This is a genomic window from Marinobacterium sedimentorum (assembly GCF_024267675.1).
Taxonomy (GTDB): Bacteria; Pseudomonadota; Gammaproteobacteria; order Pseudomonadales; family Balneatricaceae; genus Marinobacterium_A; species Marinobacterium_A sedimentorum.
On record NZ_JALDYX010000002.1, the window covers coordinates 139103 to 163467 of the forward strand.

Consider the following 24365-nt stretch of genomic DNA (forward strand, 5'->3'; position numbering starts at 1 on the left):
TCGGCGATAAGCCTGCGAGCCCCGTAGGACGCGTCTCGCGGCGAAGCTCTTCTGGCGTTGGCTCGACAGTCCCTGTCTCGCCCCTGCGGGCCCTTTATTCGCTGGCCGGTACTGCGGCTGATTGACCAGCTGCTAAGCTTTTCAATCCTGGCTGCGGCGCCCGTGTCGCGCAGCAGCGCCCAGCTGAAAGCAGCCTGATAAAGGCACCGATAATGGCAAGGGAGATTGATATGAGCATCCGGATAGTAACGATTTGCGGCAGCGTAAGGCCCGGCAACTACACCGCCATGGCGCTGGAGCTGGCCATCGACGAGCTGAAGAAAACGCCCGGGGTCGAGGTAACGTCGATCCGGCTTGAATCCCTGGACCTGCCGCTGCCGGGCCTGTCGCCAAAAAATGCCGCCGCCATCAAGCAGTTCCAGCAGACCGTGGGGGGCGCCACCGGCGTGCTGCTGGCATCCCCCGAATACCATGGCGGCATCAGCAGCCCGATGAAACTGGCCATCGACAATCTCGGCTTTCCCAGCGTGCTCGGCGACAAACCGGTGTCCATCCTGGGTGTGGCCGCCGGTGCAATCGGCGCCATCAAGTCCACTGAACAGCTGCGCGCCATCTGCGCCCATGTCGGTGCCATGCCACTGCCGCTGGCGGTCTCCATTGCCAAGATCCAGCAGGTCTTCGATGCCGAAGGCAACTGCCTGGATGCCGCCACCGAGAAGTACATCCGGCGCTCAGCCAGCAACCTGATCGATTACATTAATCATGCCGTGTGTCCGAAAATCAGCCTGGAGGCGATACTGCGCGAGCGGGAGGAGGCCTGAGGGGGAGTTGGATTGGGCAGGCGGGGACTTTGTGGTGTTTCTGCGAGTCTGTCGGCGATATGCCCGCGAGCCCCGTAGGAGCCGCGTCTCGCGGCGAAGCTCTTCTGGCGTTGGCTCGACAGTCCCTGTCTCGCCGACGTATGGCCATGGATGGCCGGTAGCCAGAAAATGCAGGAGCAATTTCCTGCTCATAAGGGGAGGGTGGCCGTTCTGTTGGCCGGGCTCTGAGCGGCCGGCATGCTTGTCGGCCAGTTATGCTGCTGGATTCAAAAGCGGGCAAGTGTAGCGAGGTCCTGCGCAGGTATATCGCATTGCTGCCTGGCTATCCCGCGTCCGCGAGCATCTGCCAATATCCACTATCCCCTAACCCGCATTAAAAGGGTCCTGGCCGTTCCCCGTCGTCATTTTCTCAACCAGGTAGTCGACAAAAACCCGTACCCGGGCGGGCATGGTGGTACCGCCGAAAAATACGGCATGGATGGCTTCGGTGTCACCAGGGTTAAAGTCGTCGAGCAAAGGGACCAGCCGCCCCGATTCAAGTTCAGGGCCGATATGGAAGTCGCCAAGCCGCGTGATACCCACCCCCTGCAAGGCCAGTTGTACCAGGGTTTCGCCATTGTTGGCGTGCACGTTGCCGTCGATGGGCAACATGACGTTTTCACCGTCTACCTGAAAGGGCCAACCCGGTTCGATGCGCTTGAAACTGAAGTCCATGCAGTTGTGATGCGCCAGGTCCTCTAGCGTTTGGGGATAGCCGTGGCGTTGCAGGTATTCCGGTGAGGCGACGACCGAACGACCGGTTTCTCCCAGTCGACGGGCGCTGAGCAAGCTATCAGGCAGCGGCCCGAAGCGAATGGCAACGTCGATATGCCCCCCTTCCACATCCGATATTTCATCGCTGAGCTGTACTTCTGCGGTGATATCCGGATAACGTGCCAGAAATTCCGGCAGCAATGGCACAATGGACAGACGACCATGTGCCAGGGCGGCACTGATCCGTACCAGTCCTCTGGGGCTGGCTCTGTCAGCAATGGCGGATTCGGTTTGGTCAAGATCCGCCAGTATACGGCGTGCCGCCAGGGCATAATCCTCCCCCTCGCGGGTTAGCCGCAGGCTGCGTGTGGTGCGCACCACCAGCCGCACGCCCAGGCGCTGCTCGATCCGCGTCACCAGGCGGCTGACTGCCGAGGGCGTGAGTCCCAGTTGCCGGGCCGCGCCACTGAGTGACCCGGCACAGGCCACGGCCAGAAAGGTTTCCATCTCGGCGGTACGGTCCGTCCTTTTGTTGTCCATTGTGTTCTCTTTTGTTGGCTGCCGGCGCCCAGTGTAATGACGAAAATCCCTCCGATCGACATTTTACCCACTCCATCTTTGAATTGAACGCAAAGCTGGTTGACCACGGTGCCCACTTATCGGGAACGGGTGAGTACATTACACTCCCCGAATGAACAAATTGAGGAGACAGATCACAATGAAGCTTAACCTGCCGCTGCTGGCGCTGGCCCTGGGGGCATTCGGTATCGGTGTTACCGAATTTTCTCCCATGGGCATGTTGTCGGTCATTGCCGGCGATCTGGACGTGAGTATCCCGACCGCCGGTATGCTGATTAGCGCTTATGCCTTTGGTGTGGTGGTCGGTGCGCCGATCATGACACTGGGGTTTGCCAACATGTCGCGCCGCAGTCTGCTGCTGCTGGCGATGAGCATTTTCACCATCGGCAACCTGATCTCGGCACTGTCGGACGGCTATGGCACCCTGCTGATTGGTCGTATTGTTACCTCGTTCAATCACGGTGCGTTTTTTGGCGTGGGCGCCGTTGTCGCCACGCAACTGGTACCGCCGCACAAGCGTGCAGGCGCGGTGGCCGCCATGTTTTCCGGCCTGACCATTGCCAATATCGGCGGTGTGCCGCTGGCAACCTACGTGGGTGAAACCATCGGCTGGAGAACCGCCTTTATGGGGATGGCTGTATTGGGCCTGTTTACCCTGGTCGCGCTACGCGTCTCACTACCTAAACTGGCCGTGGATGGGCAAACCACCATCGCCAATGAGATCAAGGTGCTCGGTAAAGGCTCGGTACTCTTTGCACTCTTGCTGACCGTGGTTAGCTCCAGTTCGATGTTTACCGTGTTCAGCTATATAGCACCGATTTTGCAAGACGAGACCCGCGTCGGAACCCTGTTTGTCACCAGCATGCTGGTGCTGTATGGCCTGGGTCTGGCGGTCGGCAACGGGCTGGCGGGCCGCTTTGCCGATCGTAACCTGACCGGCACGCTGGTGATGTCATTGCTGGGATCAGTCATCCTGTTGACGCTATTTGCAGCCACCATGCAGCATGCCCTGATCGTGCCACCGCTGATTTTCTTCTGGGGCATCGCCAGCTTTGCCATAGTGCCACCGTTACAGGCTCTGGTTGTGCGCGAAGCCGCAGACGCACCGAATCTTGCGTCGTCAATGAACATTGCCGCGTTCAACCTGGGTAATGCCAGCGGGGCTGCACTGGGAGGTGCGGTGATTCATCTCGGGCTGGGCTTGCCAAGCGTTGCGCTGGCGGGTGCCGCGACATCTGCCGCCGGCCTGGTGCTGGTATTGCTGTTCCAGAAGCATAAAAAGGCGCAAGAAGAGCAGCTTGCCGCTGCTTACTGAGCCCCCTGTTTAGGGACTGTTGACCTTTGTGAGCATGTCCTGCCGAAGGCTGTTTTCGCACCAGAAAAGGCGCGAGATCGCGAATGTTGGGCACGCAATTGCCAGTTGCAGCCTTGCTGCCGCTGGCGGTCTCCATTGCCAAGATCCAGCAGGTCTTCGATGCCGAAGGCAACTGCCTGGATGCGGCCACCGAGAAGTACATCAGGCGCGCCGGGCGCAACCTGATCGATTAGATCAATGATGCCCTGTGCCCGAAAATCAGCCTGGAGGCGATACTGCGCGAGCGGGAGGAGGCCTGAGGAGGAATTGGGTTGGGCAGACGGGGGCTTCGTGGCGCTCCTGCGCGTCTGTATTTCGCCAGTCGGCGACATAGCCTCGGGACGCGTAGGAGCCGCGTCCCGCGGCGAAGCTCTGAAAATGGAGGCTGTGCTTCGGTATCGGCTGGCGTACTGTCATGCGGCTTTTGGTTCTATTACCATGCCTGCCGGCGGATGGTTTGCGGGTTTTCTGCGAGTCCGTATTTCGCCTGTCGTCGATGTAACTTCGAGCCCCGTAGGAGTCGCGTCCCGCGGCGAAGCTTTGAAAATGAAGATTGTGTTCCAGTATTGGGCGGCGTACTGTCATGCAGTTTTTGGTGCTATTACCATGCCTGGCGGCGGATGGTTTGTGGGTTTTCTGCGAGTCCGTATTTCGCCTGTCGGCGATGTAACTTCGAGCCCCGTAGGAGCCGCGTCCCGCGGCGAAGCTCTGAAAATGGAGGCAGTGCTTCGGTATCGGCTGGCGTACTGTCATGCGGCTTTTGGTTCTATTACCATGCCTGCCGGCGGATGGTTTGCGGGATTGCTGCGAGTCTGTATTACGCCTGTCGGCGACCTACTTTCCTTGTTATGTGACAAGGAAGGTAGGCAAAAGCTTTTTACCTTAAAGAACTCGCCCCAATGAAGCCTTTTTCGTTGCGCTGTGACGCCATTGTGCGGGCGCCGGCCATCAAGGTGAAGAGCTGGCACATCCTGTGCCTAATCTGCGGCTCGACAGTCCCTGTCTCACCCCTTCGGGCCAATTCACCGAATGACCTCAGTGCTCGCCGGCTTCACAAGGGGGGGGGAAGCCGTTCTGATGTCTTGGTGCTAGTGTTGAGGCCCTTGCTCCTTATCCCTGCTTTCGGCATTATTCCTTGGGCACTCATGGAGTATCGGTGCTTGGTGTTGATCGTCAAACAAGAAAATCGTCAGCTGAGCAACGGAAGCCAGGCTGGGTGAATTGCCCCCATTCTCAATTCCTATGTTTTCCTGGCCCGGCCTGTGTTGCATCGCAGGCGGTATACTGTCGTCAGTAGGGCGGTAGCGTGGTTTTTGGCGCTTTCGGTCAATCCGGCCGGATAAACGGCCTTGCAGGCCAGTATCTCGATATGCGGCAAAATATGTGCTAATACTTCTTTAGGATCAAAAAGTTACATCGAGGCGTAAAATTGTGGATATGAGGCTTGGTGATCGTTTTGTCAGATTCAGTTCGATTGAACAGATGACCTGGAAGGCTGATGCTGCCTGGCTTTGTGTCGTTTTTGACGAGAATTCATCAGGGAATACTGGCCTCAGTCAAAACGGCCTCAGAGGCTAGGATACAAATGTTAGGCCGTCAGTCTGATTCGGTCGACAAATTCTATTTAGTATGTCGATTATTCAATCTCAACTTCGACTAGTTGTTACATACAACGTGAAAGCTTGAGGAAAAATGCAATGAGTAAAGTTTTCGTAAACATCGGACTAAGCCTTGACGGCTACATGGCACCGGAAGGAATGGCGATAGAGAATTGGGATAGGCCTGATTACAAGGACTGGGGTGCAAAGTGGGGTGCGATGATGAGCTGGGTTCTTAAACTGCAATATTTCCGCGAGAACCTCAAGTTCGGGCCCGGCGGAGAGACCGGTCAGGTTAATGATATGTTTCGCTATACCATGGAGCGTAGCGGTGCCAGCATCATGGGTAAGCGAATGTTCGAACAAGGCGAAATTTCATGGCCCGAGGAAGCTCCGTTTCACACTCCATTATACGTTCTTACCCACGAGAAGCGCGAACCTTGGGTCCGACCGGGCGGGACGACATTCTACTTCGTCAACGACGGTCCAGAGAGCGCCCTTGAACAGGCCAGAGAGTCCGCGGGCGATCGCGATATTCGCATCTCGGGTGGCGCAAACGTAATCCAGCAGTATTTAAATCTGGGTGTGATCGATGAGTTGGAGATCGCACAAGCGCCAGTTATGTTCGGTCGAGGGCAACGCCTTTTCGATAACCTACGCGAGCCCGTGCCGCAGTTTCGAATTGACAAGGTGGTTGATAGTCCAACCGCTACACACTTGCGCTATGTGCGTGAGTAGGAGAGACCTAACACCTGTGAGCCGTCCCTATGTTTTCAGGAATATTCAGCACGCGATACGGCGACCGGAAGGTACCGTCACGTTCAACTATCAGTCACCCGATCTTTTCGATAAAGAAAAGCCGGGAGGAATAATTCTTGAAATACCTACTCGCGTTGCTATGGAGTCAGGTCTTGTCTTTTGCTCTGCCTTTTTATCTGAGGGGTAAAAGGCAAGACCTGACCCCGTGACCTCTTTATCTGCGAGGACGACAATCAGTATTAAAATGAGCCGATGCATCAGTTCACGAACGAATTTTGAACGGAATTCTGGGCGTAATGCCTGATGCCGAACCACGATCATATTTTGATCGAAACGCTGGTGTGCGATCTCATGTCCGCAGTCACAACGGCCAGTGTGTCTACGCCAAAAATGGTAGTTTCAAAGCGGCCGACATGGCCACGATGTACATCGTGAATAATCGAAATGGCACCGAGCACACTAAAGACAATCAAGATATATGGCGGCTGGGTATTGGTCTGTCTGGCCGTTTCGGCGTATGGCGTATTGTTCGAAAACCATGGTGAATACGGCATTAGTTCTCATATCTGGCTGACCATTACAGGTTTTCCCATGTCGCTATTGTCATGGTTTATTGTCCCAAACGGAACTTTTATCGGTTCGCTGGCAGCAGGAACTTTAGGGCTGGTTCAATGGGCGGCGATTGCTGAAGGCTTCGCGATGTGGGGTGCTTGGAGAAAATAAAAGGCAAATGAAAAATAGCAATGGGGTCAAGATCGCTCACTGTCGTTCATTGGGGGTTATGTGTCAAAAAGATGTATGAAACTTAGTGTTTTTCAATCGATTATGCTGTCTATAGCCGCTCCCAGTCTAATAGTCTTTTTCGGAGTGCAATCGTCGTACTGGCTAAATCTAAGATCAAACCTCGCTACGCTCGAAATGGTGTATTCGTTATTAGCTATGTGTGTCGGCGTTTATGCATTCAGCAGAATAAAGATTTTTTCAAGGCCTAATCTTTTAGTGGTCTGGTTAATTTACGTACTAATCTTATTTGCCATAATATTTTTGGTTAGTTTATTAACTGCATGTGGTAATGGTGACTGCCTATGATAAAACGCACGGTAAATCAGTCAAAAACGCTCGCTTTGCTCACCAGGACTTCGCAGTTACGCGGCTTCGGTGATTTATCGGTATTTCCGTGGGAAGCTATTATTTTCATGTGAACCGGACTCCCCATCAACCTGCTTCGGTTTCATCACCTTCAAGACAAACACTATCATCCCGGCTGAAAAATACATTGTCAGCCGAAGCAGTGCAGGACATTTGTAGGAGCCCGGTCTCCGGGCGAATCGGGTGCCCGACCAAGCGCTAATCGCCCGCGGAGCTGGCTCCTACAAACGGCGATACATCCACCGATGTCAGCACCGTGATAGGCACCTAATCCCCGTATAAAGGCATAGATGAACCTATTTGCAGACCAGGTTAATAATATCTATTTATACAGTGTGGCTGTATAACTATAGCGACGCAGAATGTTTGACGACTCTAACCAAAGGGAACGAAAGGCATGTCCAGCTCTAATATAAAAACACCTGGCGTGTATATAGATGAAATAAACGAATTTCCCAATTCTGTTGTTCCGGTGGAAACAGCGGTGCCAGCGTTTGTTGGTTACACGCCCACGGCGGAATACGAAGGAGAATCTTACTACGGAAAGGCACATAAGATTTCCTCGTTCGCCGAGTTTCAATCCATATATATGAAAGCTGATCCGGCTCCGCCAGCCGATCCTGCGTCGAAATATAGTCCCGAGTATTATCTGCTGGAGCAGGGGCAGAAACCGTCCAAAGGGGATTATCTGGAGATAAACGGCACTTTTTATGCTGTCGTCCCTGACCCCAGCACCCTCTACTATCTCTACAACAGCATTCGCCTGTTTTATCAAAATGGCGGAGGGGATGCTTACATTGTTTCTGTCGGCGCCTATGGCGTCCCAAGTCGCACGGCGGCGGATGTGGGGGCACAAGTTGTCAATCCGCATGTTCAGCTGGCCGATTTGCAGCATGGCCTGGAGCTGCTCAAACATGAGCAGGAGCCAACCCTGTACATCTGTCCCGATGCGACCCTGTTGTCAGTGGACGACAACGGCACGCTAATGCAAAGCATGTTGCTGCAGGCTGAGGAGCTACAGACTGCGATGTGCCTGTTCGACGTTATTGGCGGCAAAGCACCAGACCCGGTCACCTATACCCAGGATATTGAGACATTCCGCAATCATACCGGGTCCCATGGTTTGATGTTTGGCGCCGCCTATTACCCATTTATTGGCACGACCATCATGGACAATGGCGATATCAACTATACCAATCTGTTTGGTGGTGATATCAAACAGCTGGGCGCTATTCTGAACCCGGCCTCTGCGCCCAATGCAGCGGTTGAGAAGATCATTGGCATGATCGAAAATCCGCCGAATACCGGCGCATTGACCTGCTCTCAGCTTAATGCAGCGCTGCTGACTGCGTCCAGGACCTATGCGCAGATTATTAAGCATGTGTTGGCGGACGCCAATATGCTTCCGCCAAGCGGCGGTCTGGCTGGCGTTTATACGGTCAACGATAATGTGAATGGTGTTTGGCACGCAGCTGCCAATACCAGCATTGTCGGCGCGGCCAGTCTGTCCATTCGTTTGAATGATACACAGCAGGCGGATCTGAATGTCGATGCGGTATCCGGCAAGTCGATCAATGCGATTCGCTTTTTCAACGGTCTGGGGATTCTGGTGTGGGGCGCACGCACGTTGGATGGCAATAGTCAGGACTGGCGTTATATTTCAGTTCGCCGCACTATCACGCTCATAGAGCAGTCGATCAGGCAAGCAGTGCGGGCTTATGGCTCAGAACCGAACGACGCTAATACATGGGAGGCGGTCAAAAGTGCGATCAGCCGTTTCCTGATCGATATCTGGAAACAGGGCGGGTTGCAGGGCGCGAAAGCGTCGGATGCTTTCCAGGTTGAATGCGGCCTGGGTACAACCATGACGATGGAAGATATTCTCAACGGTATCATGACGGTGACGGTTAAGGTCGCTGTCGTTAGACCGGCAGAATTTATTGTCATCAGTTTTCAACAGATAATGGTGGACAATGTTTCCCGGTAGCAACGCATACGGCTCATCGGTGACCCTTTGACTCGCCCATCCAGCCAAGTGCGTCCGTTTTACGGACCCGCCGGACAGATATTTGGGGTCATAGATATTTGGGGTCAGAGTAAAAATAGCCCGGCGTTCCTCAGCGCATCCTGGAATTCCCGGCGGGAATTCCAGGTGGCTGCCTTGCTCAGACAAGGTGCGATTTTTTGCAACGGACGTAGTAGATCAGTCCGCCCAGGCTCGCGCCTATGAGCCATGCATAACCGGTGAGCTGGCCCAGCAACGGGACCCAGACCGTGGCGACCGAGAACGCCCCCGCAATGCCGAATGCGACGAGCGCATTGTCATTCCAGCCGTTGCCAAAGTGATAGGTGCCACCTTTCATGTCGTAGAGGTCGTCGCGCCTGAGCACCTGTTTACGCAGGCTGTAGTAATCGACGATCATGATGCCGTAAAGCGGCGCCAGGGTCGCGCCTAGGGTGTTGACGAAGCCGCTGATGCCGAACTGGCTGATGAAGCTGGTCCAGAATCCGCCGATGAACAGTGCAAACAGCGACGTGATCAAGCCGGCCCTGCGGAAGCTGATCCTGTGCGGTGACAGGTTGGCGATGCCGTTGACCGCGGGAACGAAGTTCGCCACCAGGTTGATCCCGACCGTTGCGGCAAAGAAGGTGATGGCGGCAATGACGCCGAGAAGCACGCTATCGGTGCGGCCGACGATTTCCGTCGGGTTGATGATCTCCTCGCCATAGACGACGGCAGCACCGGCGGTTGTGAGCAGTGCCAGCGCCGAAAACAGGATCATGTTGAACGGCAGACCGGCAAGGTTGCCCTTGATCATCGCGTTCTTGTCCCGGGCGTAGCGCGAAAAGTCGCTGAAGTTGATCATGACGGCAGCAAAATAGGCCACCATGGTGCCGACGATGGCGATAAAGCCCTTGATCTCCGAGCCCAAGGTTGCTTCGGGGTTCGCAAAGATCGTTTGGGCCTGGGACAGCAGCTGACCGTCCGATTTGCTCCAGAGTACCATCACCAGGCCGATCATCACCGCGTATACGAACGGGCCGGCGATGTTCAGGAAGGTTTCAACCCAGCCCATGCCGCGCCAGAAGATGAAAATGTGGAATGCCCAGACGATGACGAACGACATCCAGTCGATGCTGTCGAGCCCAAGGATTTGCTCCCCCGCTGTGATGCCGGTTACGGACCGGATCAGCAGTGCAAGCGCCGTCGAGGCGAAGTAAACCTGAACGCCGTACCAGAAGACCGCGACGGTCGCGCGCAGCACGGCCGGCAGCTTGGCCCCGGCCGTGCCCATACTGGCCCGGGCGAGCACCGGGTAGGGAATGCCGTAACGCTCACCGGCAGCGCCGGACAGATTGACAAGTAGCATGACCATCAGGCCGGCGCTAATGAGTGCGGCGAACGCTGTCCAGCCGCTGACGCCATAGGAAATGAAGAGCGATGCCACCAGCGAATAGCCGAACAGCGACTGGATATCGTTTGCCCAGATGTTGAAAATTGCAAACCATCCCCAGGATTTCTCTTCCTTCGTGACCGGACGCAGCGGGTTCTCTGTACCGTGGGTTGATTCGCCATTTGTGGATGGCATCTTCTTCGTCTTGTCTGATTGCATCTTTCGGCTCCCTGTTGCGATGGGCCCAAGGGCCGTCCGGCTATCGGTGCGTTCTGACTTCAACTGCTAAGGTGGCTTTTCAATTCTATGCAACAAAGCCCGGGTATTCTCGACATGGATGATAAATTACGAAACCTTGTCGTCATGGGTGGAGCGGGGCATTTCGGTGCCCGGATATGCTGCCGGCTGGTCAGCGAACCTGGAATACGGCTCTATATCGCCGGTCGCTCGCAGCGCCGATCGGCCAGCTGGTTTCACAGCTGAACGGGCTTTCGCCGCGTGCCTAGGTATCGGGCGGTAAAGGACCACCGGAGTGACTCCTTTGAGCGCGGCCTGGAGGCACTGCAGCCCAGTATTGTTCTCCAGACGGCGGGGCCTTTTCAGGGGCAGGATTACCGGGTGGCGAAGGCTTGTGTCGCCTGCAAAAGCCATTAGGTCGACCTGGCCGATGGCCGAAGCGTCGGTGACGGGTTTCAGGGGGCGCTGCACGCGATGGCGAAAGATGCCAAAGTTCTGCGGGTTGCCGGGGCGAGTACCTTGCCGGGCTTGCCCGCCTCGCGCTGGTTCGTGGCGGTGGCCGGTCTTTTTGTTTTCGTCGGACTTTGCTGGCTGCCTGTCGTATGGATTCGGTCTGTCTCATCGATACCGGATACGACGCTGTTGTTGGAATGCAGATCGATCCCGGCATACAGTTTCATTGGTCGGCTCCTCTTAGTGGCTGTTCGTCGATGTTGTCTCTCAACGATACGGCCGCTGGGGGGAGTCGGCTAATGGGTGACTCTGCAGATGACCCCGCAGGTGCCTAGTCGGGCGCGGTACACGTCGTCTGGGACTTGTCGTCTACCGGGTTGGCTACAGTGGTTGGTTTGGCGACAGGGCAAGGGAATCGCCCTGTCGCGCCAGTGGCGTCAGGCCGCGACGGTTCCGTGCGGGTCCATGACGAATTTCTTCGCCGCACCGTGGTCGAAGTCGGCGTAACCCTGCGGTGCCTGGTCCAGAGTGATTAGCTGGACGTTGACTGCGTCGGCAATCTTGACCTTCTCGAACAGGATCGCCTGCATCAGTTGGCGATGGTACTTCATTACCGGGCACTGGCCGGTGTGGAAGCTGTGGGACTTGGCCCAGCCGAGGCCGAAGCGCATGCTCAGTGCCCCATGCCTGGCGGCGTCGTCCGCGGCACCGGGATCTTCGGTCACGTACAGGCCTGGAATGCCGATCTGACCGCCGGCGCGGGTCAGATTCATGGCTGAGTTCAGCACCGTGGCCGGCGCTTCCTTGCCGTGATTGCTGCCGCAGGCGTGGGCTTCGAAACCGACGCAGTCGACGAAGGCGTCGACTTCGCGCTCGCCGAGGATCGCCTCGATCTTGTCGGCCATTTCACCTTCCTGAGTCAGGTCGATGGTTTCGCAGCCGAAGCTGCGAGCCTGAGCCAGACGGTCTTCGATCATGTCTCCGACGATGACACAGGCCGCACCGAGCAGCTGGGCGGACACGGCCGCGGCCAGGCCGACGGGGCCGGCACCGGCGATATAGACGGTGGAACCCGGGCCAACGCCGGCGGTAACACAGCCGTGGAAGCCGGTCGGGAAAATGTCGGACAGCAGCGTCAGGTCCTGGATTTTTTCCATTGCCTGGTCGGCATCGGGGAACTTCAGGAGGTTGAAATCGGCGTAGGGCACCATGACGTATTCGGTCTGGCCGCCGACCCAGCCACCCATGTCGACATAGCCGTAAGCGGCACCCGGGCGCGCCGGGTTGACGTTCAGGCAGATGCCGGTACGGCCTTCTTTGCAGTTGCGGCAGCGGCCGCAGGCAATGTTAAACGGTACCGATACCAGGTCACCGGGTTTGATGAATTCAACATCGTGGCCGGCCTCAATAACGATGCCGGTGATTTCGTGGCCCAGCACCAGGCCGGGCTGTGCGGTGGTACGGCCGCGCACCATGTGCTGGTCGCTGCCGCAGATGTTGGTGGTAACGACTTTCAGGATGACGCCGTGACCGCATTTGCGTTTGCCGATGGCGAGTTTCGGATAGGGGATGGATTCGACAGCGACTTTCCCCGGGCCCTTGTAGACGACCCCGCGGTTTTCTGTGGACGCACTCATGTTGTTCTCCTTTTTGTAATTATGGAGGAGGGGCTAGACCGTCGGCGCGTTCGCGCCCTACGGCACAGCGCCATCTTGCAGCGCAAGCAGGCCGATGCCGGTACCCACCACCGCAACGCGCAGGTGTTGCACAAAAGATGCGACGGCGCGGTGGATCGCCTGTTCGAGCTTGTAATTGCGCCTGCCGCTGTGCATGGGATGCTGGATTACGTTGACCAGCAGCGCTACCACCTGGACCGGCCAGCTGTCATCAGCTTATGACCAGAGCAGTGACACCGGGGTCAGGAAACCTTAGTTCAGGTCCATTTCCTGGCACAGCGTGAGGTTGAATTCGTCAGTGACCGGTGAATTGGCGAGGTGCTTGGATAATTCGGAGTTGCCCGGGAAATCGGGCAGGGGCCTTTTGCCTAGCCCTCGTCCGCAACGCGGTACTGCTCGACACTCGGCGCGAAGCTCGGGAAACGGTCGAGTAAATACTCGGTGCCGTGGTCATTGTAGACCAGGATGACGACGACTGCCCTGACCTCTTCAGCAAGCCAGCGCTTGACCGCCTCCTAGCCTTCGAAACGCTCTTGCCAGGCGCGATCCGCCTGTTTTTGCGGCTCTTGGATCCGGCCGATGGAGGGTAGGTGGGAGGCGCCCATACCGGCGACTATCTTGGCCATCAGGTAGCTTCTGGAACCTTACGGGGTTTCATGAAGCCCTCAAAGCTCTTGTCTGCCATCTGGGCGCCGATAGGATGTTTGGGGTAAGAGTAAAAATAGCCCTTCTGTATATCGACAGAGGACAAGTGCTTAAACTGCGACCGTACCCGTTTATCAAGGATGATATTTGGCACGATTATCTCGATTATGTTTTCCCGGCCTACAGGCGGCTGATGAAAAGCTGGATTGTGCCAGGCGTTCCGGCATTCCTGGCGATTGTCTTGATAATCTATCTGATGGTCACCAAGGCGGGTATCGCTGATCCAGTATTTGCCCAAAACGCTGAGCGATTATTGGGAACATTGGCGCGAATGTGAACACAAAAAGGTTCAGCGCTGGACCGGACAGTTAAAACGTCCATAGAATCGGGCACGGCCTGTGCCCGCATGACTATCGTAATCTTGATAAGGATATAAAGGTGCCCGCTATGAAAATCCGCCAGGCAACCGTCGAAGACGCGGGCCTGATACTCAGGTTCGTCAGGGAACTCGCTGCCTACGAAAAAGCCGAGCACGAAGTCGTTGCCACGGCGGCCGATATCGAAAGCTCGCTGTTTGGCCCAGGCTCGTCCGCCCAGGCGCTGATCTGCGAGCTGGACAACGAACCGATCGGCTATGCCGTGTACTTCTTCAACTACTCGACCTGGCTCGGCCGGCACGGACTCTACCTCGAGGATCTGTACCTGTCACCGGAGCACCGTGGCACCGGGGCCGGCAAGGCACTGCTGAAGCACCTGGCGCAGGTGGCGGTGGCGAAGGGCTGCGGCCGCTTCGAATGGAGCGTGCTGGACTGGAACGAACCGGCCATACGCTTCTACCAGTCGATCGGTGCCAGGCCGCAGGATGAATGGGTGGGGTATCGGCTGTCAGGAGACGCGCTCGAAGCCTTCGCAAACAGTTAGTGTAATGATCCCAACTGGTTCAACTGTGGTAGCGTCCTTTCAATGTCACGTACCGAACGTCTTTTCGACATCCTGCAGATTCTGCGTCGTCACCGCCGGCCGGTGAGCGGCGCCCTGTTGGCGGAGGAAACCGGGGTATCCCTGCGTACGCTTTATCGGGATATCGCCACGCTCCAGTCGATGGGGGCACAGATCGATGGCGAGCCCGGGCTCGGCTATGTGCTGAAACCGGGTTTTCTGTTACCACCGCTGATGTTCTCGCACCAGGAAATCGAGGCGCTGGCGCTCGGGCTCAAATGGGTCGGGCAGCGCACCGACGGTGAAATGGGGCAGGCGGCGCGGGAGGCCATGGCCAAACTCGGGGCGGTACTGCCGCCGGAGCTGCGCCAGCGCTTCGAGGATGATGCCCTGGTGATCGTCCCCCACCGGCAGCCGCCGCAGCGGGAAGACCTGCCGCTGATCCGTCAGGCGCTGAACGAGGAGCGCAAGCTGTCCCTTGATTATGCCGACCAGCAAGGGGCTAGGACCGAGCGGGTGGTCTGGCCGGTGACGGTTGGTTTCTTCGATAGCACCCAGGTGCTGGCGGCCTGGTGCGAGTTGCGCAATGATTACCGCCACTTTCGTGTCGACCGCATCCTGGAGGCCCGGGTGCTTTGCGAAAGGACGCCCAGGCGCCGTCATCAGATGATGAAGGAATGGCGCCAAACACTGCTGACAAAAACTGACAGTGGTACGGGGTAAAGTCGCCTCACACCCACCAAGTGGAAGGAGACCACCATGACCCAGGAATTGATTTTCTTCACCAACCCCCAGTCCCGTGGCGCCATCGTGCACTGGATGCTCGAGGAAGTCGGCCAGCCGTATACAGTGCGGGTACTGGAGTACGGTACCAGCATGAAAGCGCCCGAATACCTGGACATCAATCCCATGGGCAAGGTGCCCGCCATCCTGCACGGCGATGTGGTCGTGACCGAGGCCGCCGCCATTTGCGCCTATCTGGCCGATGCGTTCCCCAAGGCGGGTCTGGCGCCGGCACTGGACGCGCGCGGCGACTATTACCGCTGGCTGTTTTTCGCGGCCGCCTGCGGTGAACCGGCGATGTCGAACAAGGCCGCCGGATGGGATGTCGATAGCGCCGACGGGCAGCGGCAATTCGGCTACGGCTCGTTCGAGATGACCTACGATGCACTCGCGGGCTGGCTGGCCGGTCGATCCTATGTGGCCGGCGACCGCTTCAGCGCCGCCGACGTCTATGTGGCCTCGCTGCTCGATTTCGGCATGGCCTTCAACCTCATTGCGCGCAAGCCGGAATTCGAAGCCTACGTCGCGCCATTGCTGGAGCGTCCGGCCAAGAAACGTGCCGATGCGTTGATCCAGGAACTGATGGCAAAGGTCGCCCCTCAAGCCCTGTAACGATGCCGGGCCGCTGTCTCGGTGGCCCAATTCCCGAAGGTCTTGCCGAATCCGGGACAGACAAAATAGGGATCACAAAATTGGGGTCAGACTCCAATTTTTCTTGTGAACTCGAATCTGGTCTTCGGTATCGAGGATGCAGACATAAAGAACCCGGGCATGCAGATCGATACCGCAGTAATACTGAAATTCCCGTTATTCAGAAGCGCAGGTTGTCTTTGCTCTGCAGCAGGCTGAATGCCACGCGGGGCCCTGTAAGGCCCCGCGTGGTGTTGTGTGTTGTGTGTTGTGTGTTTGGGTTGGTGGATGCGGATCAGGGCCCGTACAGCACTTCTGGAAGCCAGAGCGCTATTTGCGGAAAAGCCAGCAACAGGCCAAGACCCAGAATCTGCAGCAGAATGAAAGGGACTGCTGCTTTGTAGAGGTCATAGATTGTGACTTCAGGCGGCGCCACCGATCGCATATAGAACAGGTTGTAGCCAAAGGGCGGCGTGAGATAGGCGCACTGCATACTCACGATAAAGAGTACGGCAAACCAGATCGTATCGAAGCCGAGTGTCTCGACAATCGGCACGAACAGGGGCACCGTGATAAACACGATGGCAAAGTCGTCGAGGAACATGCCGAGCACGAAGTAACAACACAGCATCATGATAATGACCCACATTGGCGAGAGGTCGGTATTCTCGACAATGTCCTGCAGCAGGAATCCGGCATCCAGGCCAATGTAAACCTTGCTGAAGAAGATGGCTGCCAGGGTGATCCAGATGAGCATGCCCATCAGGCGGGTAGTGCTCAGTAATACATCCCTGAGCATCGCAAATGTCAGCGTTCGGTATATGGCAGCACAGAGAATGGCGCCGGCTGCGCCTATCGCGGAGGCCTCGGACGGCGCCGTGATCCCCGAGATAATACAGCTCAGTACTGTGGTAATAAGTGCTCCTGGCAGTATCAGTGCTTTGAGTGACTTCAGCTTGCCGACCCAGTCGACCTGTTCTTCCTTGGGTACCGGGGGGGCCAGAGACGGGTTGATACGACTGCGGATCAGCACATAGAGGATGTAGATGCCCGCGAGCATAAGACCCGGCATCAGCCCGGCAGCAAACAGTTTGCCGACGGACTCCCTGGCCAGGAACGCGTAGAGGATCATCAGCACGCTGGGGGGAATTAGAAACCCGAGAGCCCCCCCGGCCATAATAGTGCCCGTGACCAGTTTCTTGTCATAGCCACGCTTCAGCATGGCGGGTAGGGCGATGACGCCCAGGCTGACCGTTGCGGCGCCTGAAACGCCCGCCATGGCGGCGATCAGTGCGCAGATAATGACGGTACCGATGCCCAGCCCGCCCGGGATATGCCCCATCAGTTTGTTCATCATCTCGAACAGGTCGTCGGTGATGCCTGATCGTTCCAGCATCAGCCCCATGAAAATAAACATCGGCAGGGCAACGAGCAGAAAGTTGTCCATAGCCGCAAAAGAGCTGATGGCCAGCAGTTCCAGAGAGCCCGGTCCCCAGAGGGAAAAGGCGAATACGATACCAACGCTGAGCAGCGACCAGGCTAGTGGAGCGCCCAACATCAGCATCACGAACATGGCTCCGAACATGCCTATCGTAATGAGTAGCGGATCAAGTTCTGACACCTTGAATTCCTTTGAATGTCTTGGTGATAGGGTGCTTTACGACTTTGCGAGCTTTATATCGCGTCGCTGGAGTCGTCAGTGGGTACAAGATTAAAGGCCATCTGGATGTCTCTGATCCAGTTTGCCAAGCCCTGCAACCAGACCAGGCCGACCCCCAGGGGCAGCATGGTTTTGAACGGATAGACGGGCGGCCCCCAGGTGCTCTTGGACGACATTTCGTTGTTTTGCCAGGATTCGAGAGCAAACTCGAAGGCTGCGTAAAAGAAGACCGCGAAGACCACGAGAATAATAAACCCGGTTATGACATCCAGAATCGCACGGCCGCGCTTGGAAAACAGGTGATAAACGACTTCGCTGCGCACATGGGCCTGATGTCGGTGAGTATAGGCGCCGGCCAGTATGCAAAAAGTGCCATACAGCATGGTGGTGGTTTCGTGAGCCCAGGAGGTCGGGCTGAGGAAGAAATAGCGGGCCGCGATTTCGTAGAGCAGGACGCCAATCATGACAAGGCACATCCAGGAGACGGCCTTGCCAATGAATTCGGATATCCCGTCAACTGTATCGAGAAATCGAGATATCCCTTTCATCAAGCTCTCCCGGTTGCCTTGGCGGCTGCCTTTAGAATATCGATGGCCTTCTTGTTACGTTCGGACTTGGCGGCTTCCTCTTCCCAGATGACCTCTGCCGCTTTGCGCAGGCGGGCTGAGTCCTCCGGTGGCAGGGCACTCATAACGAAGTGGCCAGTGGCAGAGGCATCAATGGAGCCGCTGACCATCCAGGTGTGCATCTTGGTTGCGTGCTTGGCAAATGCCAGTTCGATGCACTTGCGCTGCTCGTCGGTGAGGGACTTCCACTTGTCCATGTTCACCAGAATCTCGTCTGTATAGCCGGGGCTGACCATGTTCAGCGAGGTATAGTACTTGGCTGCTTCGTAAAGCTTCATCGACAGGTATTCGTTAGTGCCAGCGTAAATGACGCCATCAATGGTGCCGGTGCTAAGACCGACATAAAGCTCGGATCCGGGCAGGAATACGGTCGGGATCTCGAACTGCTGAAGAATCTTCGAGATACTGGGGGTGGCACGTATTTTCATCTGCTTCAGGTCTTCCAGGTTGTTCACCGGTTCCTTGGTCAGCAGGTCGAAGGGGCCACCCATGATTGGGCCCAGGTAATGAACATTGTGTTCGGCGTAGGACTCGCGAATCAGGTCACTCAGGCCCTTGGTATCCATGATGTACATGGCTTCGTCGTAGTTGGTCCAGGCGGCAGGAAGACCGGCTTCGATGGATGCAATATCGAGCTGCCCCGGCCAGTAACCGGCGTAGCCCTGGCACATGTCGATGGTGCCTTTGCTGACCGCCTGGAACATCTCCGCATCGGGTACCAGGGAGCTGCCTGTGTAGCGACGTACCTTGAGCTCCTCATTGGATGCGATTTTCACATCATCGGTAAACGCATCGAAAATATCGTTGGCTTCCTTGCCCCAGTAAGTCTGCATGCGCAGGGTCGTTGCAGCATTGGCTGAGGTGGCGCCGATTGCCAATGGAGCAGCGACGAGTCCGGCGGCGGCAGTTTTGATCAAATCGCGTCGTTTCATGTCTCGGAGATTCCCTGTTGATTATTCTTGCTGGATCAGTAACTCATTACTATCAGGCTACTCGCTATGCGATATGCTTATATGCGACCTGGGGATGCATTTTTGCGTCCGATGGCGGCTGACTGTTAAAAAATAGGTTCTTTTGGCTAAAATACCAGCCTGATGTCGGGTAATTACTGTTTTTACAGCTTATTGCAAGGCGCTTTTTCAGGCTCAGACTCTTCCTGATACGCAGGATATATGACGCTGTGGTTCTGTGGGGGCATGACCTGTTTGTAGCTACGTTCAGCTAGTGCAACCAGGGGCGGTTCGTTCGCCCGACGTATTCCATCGTCTGTCTCTGCCCCAACGCAATACGAGCCGGGTGCCAGGTACCTTGGAAGTGGCGGGGCTGCAGCGGAGTCCGCGGACTTATAGCTATTTCCCCGATCCGATTTGATGTCGCAGGATGGCTCGAGTTGTTGTACCTGCGTTGGGCGAGGCTCACGGGGGCGGGGGCAGATATCCGTAACGGCATTATGACGGTGACGATTAAGGTCGCGGTTATTCGCCCGGCTGAATATTTTGTCATCAGCTTTCAACAGGACATGGTGGACAATGTTTCCCGGCAGCAACGCATAAGGCTCATGGGTGAGCCTGTGACGCGCCCGTGCCCCCAAGTGCGCCCGTTTTGCGGGTCAGACGGACAGCCAGGTAATGAAGGTCATAAATAGTTGCAGGAAACCATATGAGAATTAACAGTTGTTTGCTGTCCGTCGCGCTGCATCTTGGGCTGTTGGTGGCCAGTGTTCAGTCTTACGCGGCAGATGCCGTGGGTCTGCAGGCCAGAACAGTCGCGGTGCCAGGCCGTGACAACCCTATTAGCGTGAAGTTCTGGTACCCGGCAGAAAGCGACGGTGATCTGCGTCTGGTTGGCGAGAACAGGATTTTCGAGGGGGTCGCTGCCAGGCAGGAGGCGAGTATTGCGGATGGAAAATTTCCGGTTGTGCTGCTTTCCCATGGAGGCTTGAGGGCTGCGCCGCAAATGAGCAACTGGATTGCAGCTGACCTGGCATCGCGCGGCTTCCTGGTCGCTGTGCCGCAACCGCCCCACCTGGAAGACAAGGATGCCGGCGTTGCTGTGCAAGAAATCTGGCGTCGTCCCAGCGATCTAAGGGCAGCGCTAACCGCCCTGGAGGGTGACGCTGCACTGGGCCCGCACCTTGACCCGATTAATGTTGGCGTTGTCGGGTTTTTCCTGGGTGCTACGTCGGCGCTTGCATTGGCCGGTGCACGGCTTGATCCGGCCAGTTACAGGCAATCATGCGACAAGCCCGGCCTGGGAATGGACTGCGCATGGTTCGAGAAAAACGCGGTGGATTTGAGCCTCACGGACGACCATGACCTGGCGCGCTCGAACAGGGACGCGCGGGTAAAGGTAGCCGTCGCCATTGATCCGGAGCTAAGTCATGCCTTTACAGAAGCCAGCCTGGCCGAAATTACGGTTCCAGTCGGTATTCTCAATCTTGGGGAGTCTGATGGCATAAAGCCCGAACTTGATGCCTCGGGTCTGGCCGTACGAATACCGACATCCCACTATCAGGCCGTGGCTGATGCAACGCCATTCAGTGCTTTTAGCCTGTGCAAAAAAGGCGGAGCAGAGATTCTTGAGGATTTGGGTGAGGATGGCAGTATCTGTCGTGACGGGGGCAAGCGCTCACGCGCAGCACTTCATGCACACCTGACTGGCTTGATCGAAGCCGCTCTCAAGCAGTAGTGGAAGGCCTAATGATGAAGCATCCCTGCTTCAGGTATCAGCCCGCAGGGTTAATAATACAATCATCCACCCGCCTCCATCCGTCCTGGCCGGCCAAACCGCTGTTTATAATCGCTTGGGGTCAACCCGGTATAGCGTTTGAAAATCCGCCGAAAGAACGGCGCGTCTTCATAGCCTACGTCGAAACACACTTGCTGCACGGATATAAAATCGGTCTCCAGTAATGTTTTTGCGCAATTGACCCGCAGCTTGTGCAGATAATTGAGAGGGGCCTCGCCGGTGGCCTGTTTGAAACGGCGGGTAAAGTTTCGGGTGCTCATTCCCGCGTGTTGCGCCACTTCGTCAACGGTGAAGCTGGTGCTGAAATTTTCCTCCATGTACTCCTGAATCTGCCTGATTTTTTGATCCTGGTGTCGCTGGTTAATGAGCGGCGTGCTGAAACTGGCCTGCCAGGTGCGCGGCGCGTTGATGAGCAATGCCCGGCCACATTGTTTTGCCACCTCGTAACCCGCCAGCCGTTCCACCAGGTACAGACACAGATCCAGTGAAGCGTATACACCACCGCCACAAAACAGGTTATCGGACTCGGTGATAAACAGTTCAGCCTTCCAGTTCACTTTGGGATATCTGACTTTGTATTCCTCGGCCAGGGCCCAGTGCGTAGTCGCCGGTCTGTCGTTCAGCAGTCCCGCTTCGGCGAGCATCGCCACGCCGGTACAGACCCCGGCGATCAAGGTGCCTTTTGCTGCTTCCTGCTGCAGGAACTTAAGCATGCGCGGGTTGCTGTTGAATACACGCTCTAAGTCCAGGCCGATACTCGGTACGAAGATGAGATCAGTGCGGCGCACACTGCGGACTGATGTCTTGGGTTGAATACTGATACCGCCATCGTATGTTACCGGCTGTCCATCCTCGGACGCCATGATGACCTCAAAGCGCGCCTCGGCCGCTTCGCCCTGGAGCAGATCCCACAGGACGCCGGCACTGGTAAAGACTTCGTAGGGGCCGATGAGCGTTGACGCATAACCGAAGCCTGGAGCCAGGATCGTAATATGCATAATTGCCTCCTTACAAAATGGCTTTTATGCCACCTAATAATGGCAAATAAGCCATCTGTATGCAAAGCCGGTTTTTGACACACTCTGTCCTGTCGGTTGAGCACTTCACCGGCCAGTAACGATCAACTATCAATAGAGGAATACTCCCATGAAAACATTTGTGATTCGCAGGCGTAATGCCTGGAAGAATGCAGCCGAGCTGGAAGCCACAGCTGCACTGTCAATGCGTATCGGTAATGAGGAAATGGCTGACGAGGTGCGCTGGATTCGTTCTTATGTCGTTGAAGAATCTGATGGTACCCTGGGTACGGTGTGTATCTATCAGGCTGTCGATGACGCTGCTATTCAAAAGCACGCAGCACGGGTGGGAATGCCTGCTGATGAAGTTACCGCCATCTGTAACACGGTGATAGTTCGTGAGGATCCGCTGTCTGTTGCGGATGCTGCCTGAGCCAAGGTGCTACCAACGACGCTAAGGTTGGTAGCACGCTCCTCCCACCAAAGCAATTCACTCGGCCTAGCGCCCCCCTGCAAATTGCCGGCTAGCAGCCTGTCGGACTTGACCGGTCGTAGCGAGGGAATGGCCGTTTTAAGTCAGTTTTTGGGCTCTTTTAAGGCGAATAGTGGTTCTATTTAACACTTGGAACGCAGTGAAAAGAACCGCTTTAGCGGGGTCGCAGACCGAGGAGCCTGCGACGAGTAAAAAAGAGTACGAAAAATGGCCAAAATCGGCGTTTCCGCAGTAGATCAGTGTTAAGTCCGACAGGCTGCTAGTTCAACCGTTGTGCGCACCGGAATCGAGCTACACTTTTATTAATGAAAATCAATATGTTATACCCACTTCCTACTTGTCCGTTATGTACAGGAACTACGGTTCCTGCTATTTGCTCCTGCAATGTAAGGGCTTCCGTCATCCCTGATGGTCATGCCGCGCACATGGGCGTGTTAGCGGCGACGCCATAGGTTCTTTATTCCAAAAGAATGGGCGCAGGTGCGTGGACATACTGGCCTTCCTCAGGGGAAAAAGATGGCGTTCGCATTGGCCTGCGGCCAATGATGAGGCATCCCTGCTTCATGTATTAACCCGCCGGGCTGATATGGCGAATAACTGGAATATCCCAGATTGGCTTGAGAGGGAAGTCCGCGAAAGAGACAAGGATTGTGTGGTTTTCCGCGGTGAGATTACCCCTGCAAAAGTATCCGGGAGGTCAGCGGCCAACTGGTAGCGCATCGTCATTGATGCTTCCATTATTACCCTGGAAAATATCGCACTATGTTGTTGCGGCTGTAACATCAGCAAAGGTCAAAATCAGCTTTCTATTTGGCTGCAAACTAAATACTGTATAGAGCCTGGCATCACACCTAAATCAGTTGCGCCAACCGTTAAGCAGGCAATTTAAAATCGGCAGTAGCGCCATGCATAACGAGGTGGTTTTGTCGCCTTCGGCTGCGACGGCCTGCTGCGTAGGCTGCTCAAAACCTTGGCGTTGGGCGTCATGGGCGTGTGATCGTTTAGGCCCCGCTTCCGATGCTCTGTTCGTTCGTCACCTGCCTGTCACAGCATATTGGGAGAACGCCATGAACCAACCGCAATCAAGGAATCCAGCCGAGACATATGAGCACTATTTTGTCCCGGCCATGTTCCTTCCCTGGGCCACTCTTCTGCTCCGCCATGCTGCCCCCCAGGCAGGGGAGCGGGTGCTCGACGTGGCATGCGGGACGGGTATTGTTGCGCGCCAGGCAGCCCCAATGGTTGGGGCGGACGGGCAGGTGGTCGCAATTGATATGAACCCGGCAATGCTCGCTGTTGCTCGTGCCCAGCCGGTGCCGTCTGGCGCGACTATTAACTGGCAGGAAGGAAATGCCATGGCCCTGCCGTCTCCGGATGGCGCCTTTGATGTCGTGCTCTGCCAACACGGGTTACAGTTCATGCCGGACCCTGTAGGCGCGTTGAGCGAGATGCACCGCGTCTTGGCGCCCGGTGGACGGGCTTTGGTGATCGTCTTGCAAGCGCTCGGGCGACACCCCGTGTTTGAGGCGTTGATGGAATCGGTGGCGCGCCAACTCTCGCTACCGGTTTCCGCCGTCATGACCCCGTTTGCCTTGCACGATGCCGACGAGCTGCGGGCGTTGTGTACGGCGGCGGGATTTAAGAAGGTGGACATTCTCCTCGAATCGACCAAGGTCCGGTTCCCCGAACCGGAGCGTTTTGTGCCGCTTGCCGTGAGCAGTTCAGCGGCTGCGGTGCCGGCCTTTGCCCAATTGGACGCGCCAGCCCGGGCGGCTCTTCTTGAGGCCGTTCGCGTAGAAGTAGAGCCAACGGTTCGCAAATACAGTGACGCCGACAGCGTTAGCTTTCCGATGTTTGCACACATTGCGGTGGCCAGCCTGTAACTGTTGTTGTGGACGGGCCGGCCATCAGGCCCGTAAGGTTGCAGCCAATTGCGGGCCACTTCCGAGGACCGCAATTGTGAGAACAGCAATTGCGAGGAGAGTATATTTATTGCCGCGACCCGATCTAATGTCGTCGTGTGATAGACCCCTTGTGAGTTGTTATACCAG

At 56.3% G+C, this 24365-nt stretch carries 22 protein-coding genes; 13 read left to right on the forward strand and 9 right to left on the reverse strand.

All coding sequences use genetic code 11. From position 1 onward, the window contains the following. The first annotated feature begins 230 nt into the window (after positions 1–230). Positions 231–821 carry an NADPH-dependent FMN reductase gene (locus MRS74_RS03025; RefSeq protein ID WP_254578791.1) on the forward strand — a complete coding sequence of 197 codons (591 nt, stop codon included), beginning with the start codon at positions 231–233 and terminating at the stop codon, positions 819–821. Between the two features lie 363 nt (positions 822–1184). On the opposite strand, the gene MRS74_RS03030 is transcribed toward MRS74_RS03025, so the two are convergent. Continuing rightward, entirely contained in the window at positions 1185–2114 is a 930-nt protein-coding gene (locus MRS74_RS03030; RefSeq protein ID WP_254578792.1) for a LysR family transcriptional regulator, read from the reverse strand. A gap of 178 nt (positions 2115–2292) precedes the next feature. Here MRS74_RS03030 and MRS74_RS03035 point away from each other — a divergent pair, with 178 nt between their 5' ends. The 5 genes from MRS74_RS03035 (at position 2293) to MRS74_RS03055 (ending at position 9000) form a co-directional block, all read left to right on the forward strand. Then, positions 2293–3468 (forward strand): MFS transporter, encoded by a 1176-nt coding sequence (locus tag MRS74_RS03035; protein ID WP_254578793.1) that lies wholly within the window; start codon positions 2293–2295, stop codon positions 3466–3468. Between the two features lie 83 nt (positions 3469–3551). Continuing rightward, on the forward strand, positions 3552–3701 hold the full coding sequence (locus MRS74_RS03040) for a hypothetical protein (protein WP_254578794.1): 150 nt from the start codon (positions 3552–3554) through the stop codon (positions 3699–3701). A 1503-nt stretch (positions 3702–5204) separates the two neighbouring features. Next, positions 5205–5843: a dihydrofolate reductase family protein gene (locus MRS74_RS03045; RefSeq protein WP_254578795.1), complete on the forward strand. Its 639-nt coding sequence runs from the start codon at positions 5205–5207 to the stop codon at positions 5841–5843. 465 nt (positions 5844–6308) lie between these two features. Next, on the forward strand, positions 6309–6587 hold the full coding sequence (locus MRS74_RS03050; RefSeq protein WP_254578796.1) for a hypothetical protein: 279 nt from the start codon (positions 6309–6311) through the stop codon (positions 6585–6587). 823 nt (positions 6588–7410) lie between these two features. Then, positions 7411–9000 (forward strand): phage tail sheath family protein, encoded by a 1590-nt coding sequence (locus MRS74_RS03055; RefSeq protein ID WP_254578797.1) that lies wholly within the window; start codon positions 7411–7413, stop codon positions 8998–9000. A 178-nt stretch (positions 9001–9178) separates the two neighbouring features. Here the strand turns inward: MRS74_RS03055 and MRS74_RS03060 are convergent, their stop codons facing one another. The 4 genes from MRS74_RS03060 to MRS74_RS03075 form a co-directional block, all read right to left on the reverse strand. Then, positions 9179–10627 (reverse strand): NCS1 family nucleobase:cation symporter-1, encoded by a 1449-nt coding sequence (locus MRS74_RS03060; RefSeq protein ID WP_254578798.1) that lies wholly within the window; start codon positions 10625–10627, stop codon positions 9179–9181. 473 nt (positions 10628–11100) lie between these two features. Beyond that, entirely contained in the window at positions 11101–11325 is a 225-nt protein-coding gene (locus tag MRS74_RS03065; RefSeq protein ID WP_254578799.1) for a hypothetical protein, read from the reverse strand. Positions 11326–11535: 210 nt separating this feature from the next. Beyond that, the gene (fdhA, locus tag MRS74_RS03070; RefSeq protein ID WP_254578800.1) at positions 11536–12735 is read right to left on the reverse strand and encodes a formaldehyde dehydrogenase, glutathione-independent; all 1200 of its coding nucleotides are present in this window, start codon (positions 12733–12735) and stop codon (positions 11536–11538) included. Positions 12736–12792: 57 nt separating this feature from the next. Then, the gene (locus MRS74_RS03075) at positions 12793–12966 is read right to left on the reverse strand and encodes a DODA-type extradiol aromatic ring-opening family dioxygenase (protein ID WP_254578801.1); all 174 of its coding nucleotides are present in this window, start codon (positions 12964–12966) and stop codon (positions 12793–12795) included. A 559-nt stretch (positions 12967–13525) separates the two neighbouring features. Here MRS74_RS03075 and MRS74_RS03080 point away from each other — a divergent pair. From MRS74_RS03080 to MRS74_RS03095, 4 genes are all read left to right on the forward strand, one after another. After that, positions 13526–13756, forward strand: a complete 231-nt coding sequence (locus tag MRS74_RS03080) for a DUF2269 family protein (RefSeq protein ID WP_254578802.1) — start codon at positions 13526–13528, stop codon at positions 13754–13756. Between the two features lie 110 nt (positions 13757–13866). Next, on the forward strand, positions 13867–14340 hold the full coding sequence (locus tag MRS74_RS03085; protein ID WP_256557777.1) for a GNAT family N-acetyltransferase: 474 nt from the start codon (positions 13867–13869) through the stop codon (positions 14338–14340). A 42-nt stretch (positions 14341–14382) separates the two neighbouring features. Then, positions 14383–15081: a helix-turn-helix transcriptional regulator gene (locus MRS74_RS03090; RefSeq protein ID WP_254578804.1), complete on the forward strand. Its 699-nt coding sequence runs from the start codon at positions 14383–14385 to the stop codon at positions 15079–15081. Positions 15082–15117: 36 nt separating this feature from the next. Then, complete coding sequence (locus MRS74_RS03095) at positions 15118–15753, forward strand: glutathione S-transferase family protein (RefSeq protein ID WP_254578805.1); 636 nt, start codon at positions 15118–15120, stop codon at positions 15751–15753. A 313-nt stretch (positions 15754–16066) separates the two neighbouring features. On the opposite strand, the gene MRS74_RS03100 is transcribed toward MRS74_RS03095, so the two are convergent. Genes MRS74_RS03100 through dctP form a run of 3 tightly spaced genes read right to left on the reverse strand, consistent with a single transcriptional unit; the run spans position 16067 to position 18989 of the window. Then, a complete protein-coding gene (locus MRS74_RS03100; RefSeq protein ID WP_254578806.1) occupies positions 16067–17392 on the reverse strand; it encodes a TRAP transporter large permease in 1326 nt (441 codons plus the stop codon). Between the two features lie 53 nt (positions 17393–17445). Continuing rightward, entirely contained in the window at positions 17446–17979 is a 534-nt protein-coding gene (locus MRS74_RS03105) for a TRAP transporter small permease subunit (RefSeq protein ID WP_254578807.1), read from the reverse strand. After that, positions 17979–18989, reverse strand: a complete 1011-nt coding sequence (gene dctP / locus MRS74_RS03110; protein WP_254578808.1) for a TRAP transporter substrate-binding protein DctP — start codon at positions 18987–18989, stop codon at positions 17979–17981. The genes MRS74_RS03105 and dctP overlap by 1 nt, the downstream gene beginning before the upstream one ends. Positions 18990–19716: 727 nt before the next feature. On the opposite strand from dctP, the gene MRS74_RS03115 reads away from it, so the two are divergent. Continuing rightward, on the forward strand, positions 19717–20745 hold the full coding sequence (locus MRS74_RS03115) for an alpha/beta hydrolase family protein (RefSeq protein ID WP_254578809.1): 1029 nt from the start codon (positions 19717–19719) through the stop codon (positions 20743–20745). A gap of 62 nt (positions 20746–20807) precedes the next feature. Here the strand turns inward: MRS74_RS03115 and MRS74_RS03120 are convergent, their stop codons facing one another. Continuing rightward, complete coding sequence (locus MRS74_RS03120; protein WP_254578810.1) at positions 20808–21803, reverse strand: GlxA family transcriptional regulator; 996 nt, start codon at positions 21801–21803, stop codon at positions 20808–20810. A 148-nt stretch (positions 21804–21951) separates the two neighbouring features. Between MRS74_RS03120 and MRS74_RS03125 the strand changes: the two genes are divergently transcribed. Beyond that, on the forward strand, positions 21952–22254 hold the full coding sequence (locus MRS74_RS03125) for a nickel-binding protein (protein ID WP_254578811.1): 303 nt from the start codon (positions 21952–21954) through the stop codon (positions 22252–22254). A 1127-nt stretch (positions 22255–23381) separates the two neighbouring features. After that, positions 23382–24197, forward strand: coding sequence for a class I SAM-dependent methyltransferase (locus MRS74_RS03130; RefSeq protein WP_254578812.1), 816 nt, complete (start codon positions 23382–23384; stop codon positions 24195–24197). The last annotated feature ends 168 nt before the right edge of the window (positions 24198–24365 follow it).

Coding starts and splice junctions, on each gene's coding strand:
- MRS74_RS03030 (WP_254578792.1), bottom strand. CDS start 2,114: ATGGACAACAAAAGGACGGACCGTACCGCCGAGATGGAAACCTTTCTG.
- MRS74_RS03065 (WP_254578799.1), bottom strand. CDS start 11,325: ATGAAACTGTATGCCGGGATCGATCTGCATTCCAACAACAGCGTCGTA.
- MRS74_RS03090 (WP_254578804.1), top strand. CDS start 14,383: ATGTCACGTACCGAACGTCTTTTCGACATCCTGCAGATTCTGCGTCGT.
- MRS74_RS03040 (WP_254578794.1), top strand. CDS start 3,552: ATGTTGGGCACGCAATTGCCAGTTGCAGCCTTGCTGCCGCTGGCGGTC.
- MRS74_RS03055 (WP_254578797.1), top strand. CDS start 7,411: ATGTCCAGCTCTAATATAAAAACACCTGGCGTGTATATAGATGAAATA.
- MRS74_RS03120 (WP_254578810.1), bottom strand. CDS start 21,803: ATGCATATTACGATCCTGGCTCCAGGCTTCGGTTATGCGTCAACGCTC.
- MRS74_RS03105 (WP_254578807.1), bottom strand. CDS start 17,979: ATGAAAGGGATATCTCGATTTCTCGATACAGTTGACGGGATATCCGAA.
- MRS74_RS03045 (WP_254578795.1), top strand. CDS start 5,205: ATGAGTAAAGTTTTCGTAAACATCGGACTAAGCCTTGACGGCTACATG.
- MRS74_RS03025 (WP_254578791.1), top strand. CDS start 231: ATGAGCATCCGGATAGTAACGATTTGCGGCAGCGTAAGGCCCGGCAAC.
- MRS74_RS03125 (WP_254578811.1), top strand. CDS start 21,952: ATGAAAACATTTGTGATTCGCAGGCGTAATGCCTGGAAGAATGCAGCC.
- dctP (WP_254578808.1), bottom strand. CDS start 18,989: ATGAAACGACGCGATTTGATCAAAACTGCCGCCGCCGGACTCGTCGCT.
- MRS74_RS03115 (WP_254578809.1), top strand. CDS start 19,717: ATGAGAATTAACAGTTGTTTGCTGTCCGTCGCGCTGCATCTTGGGCTG.
- MRS74_RS03035 (WP_254578793.1), top strand. CDS start 2,293: ATGAAGCTTAACCTGCCGCTGCTGGCGCTGGCCCTGGGGGCATTCGGT.
- MRS74_RS03050 (WP_254578796.1), top strand. CDS start 6,309: ATGGCACCGAGCACACTAAAGACAATCAAGATATATGGCGGCTGGGTA.
- MRS74_RS03130 (WP_254578812.1), top strand. CDS start 23,382: ATGAACCAACCGCAATCAAGGAATCCAGCCGAGACATATGAGCACTAT.
- fdhA (WP_254578800.1), bottom strand. CDS start 12,735: ATGAGTGCGTCCACAGAAAACCGCGGGGTCGTCTACAAGGGCCCGGGG.
- MRS74_RS03095 (WP_254578805.1), top strand. CDS start 15,118: ATGACCCAGGAATTGATTTTCTTCACCAACCCCCAGTCCCGTGGCGCC.
- MRS74_RS03060 (WP_254578798.1), bottom strand. CDS start 10,627: ATGCAATCAGACAAGACGAAGAAGATGCCATCCACAAATGGCGAATCA.
- MRS74_RS03085 (WP_256557777.1), top strand. CDS start 13,867: ATGAAAATCCGCCAGGCAACCGTCGAAGACGCGGGCCTGATACTCAGG.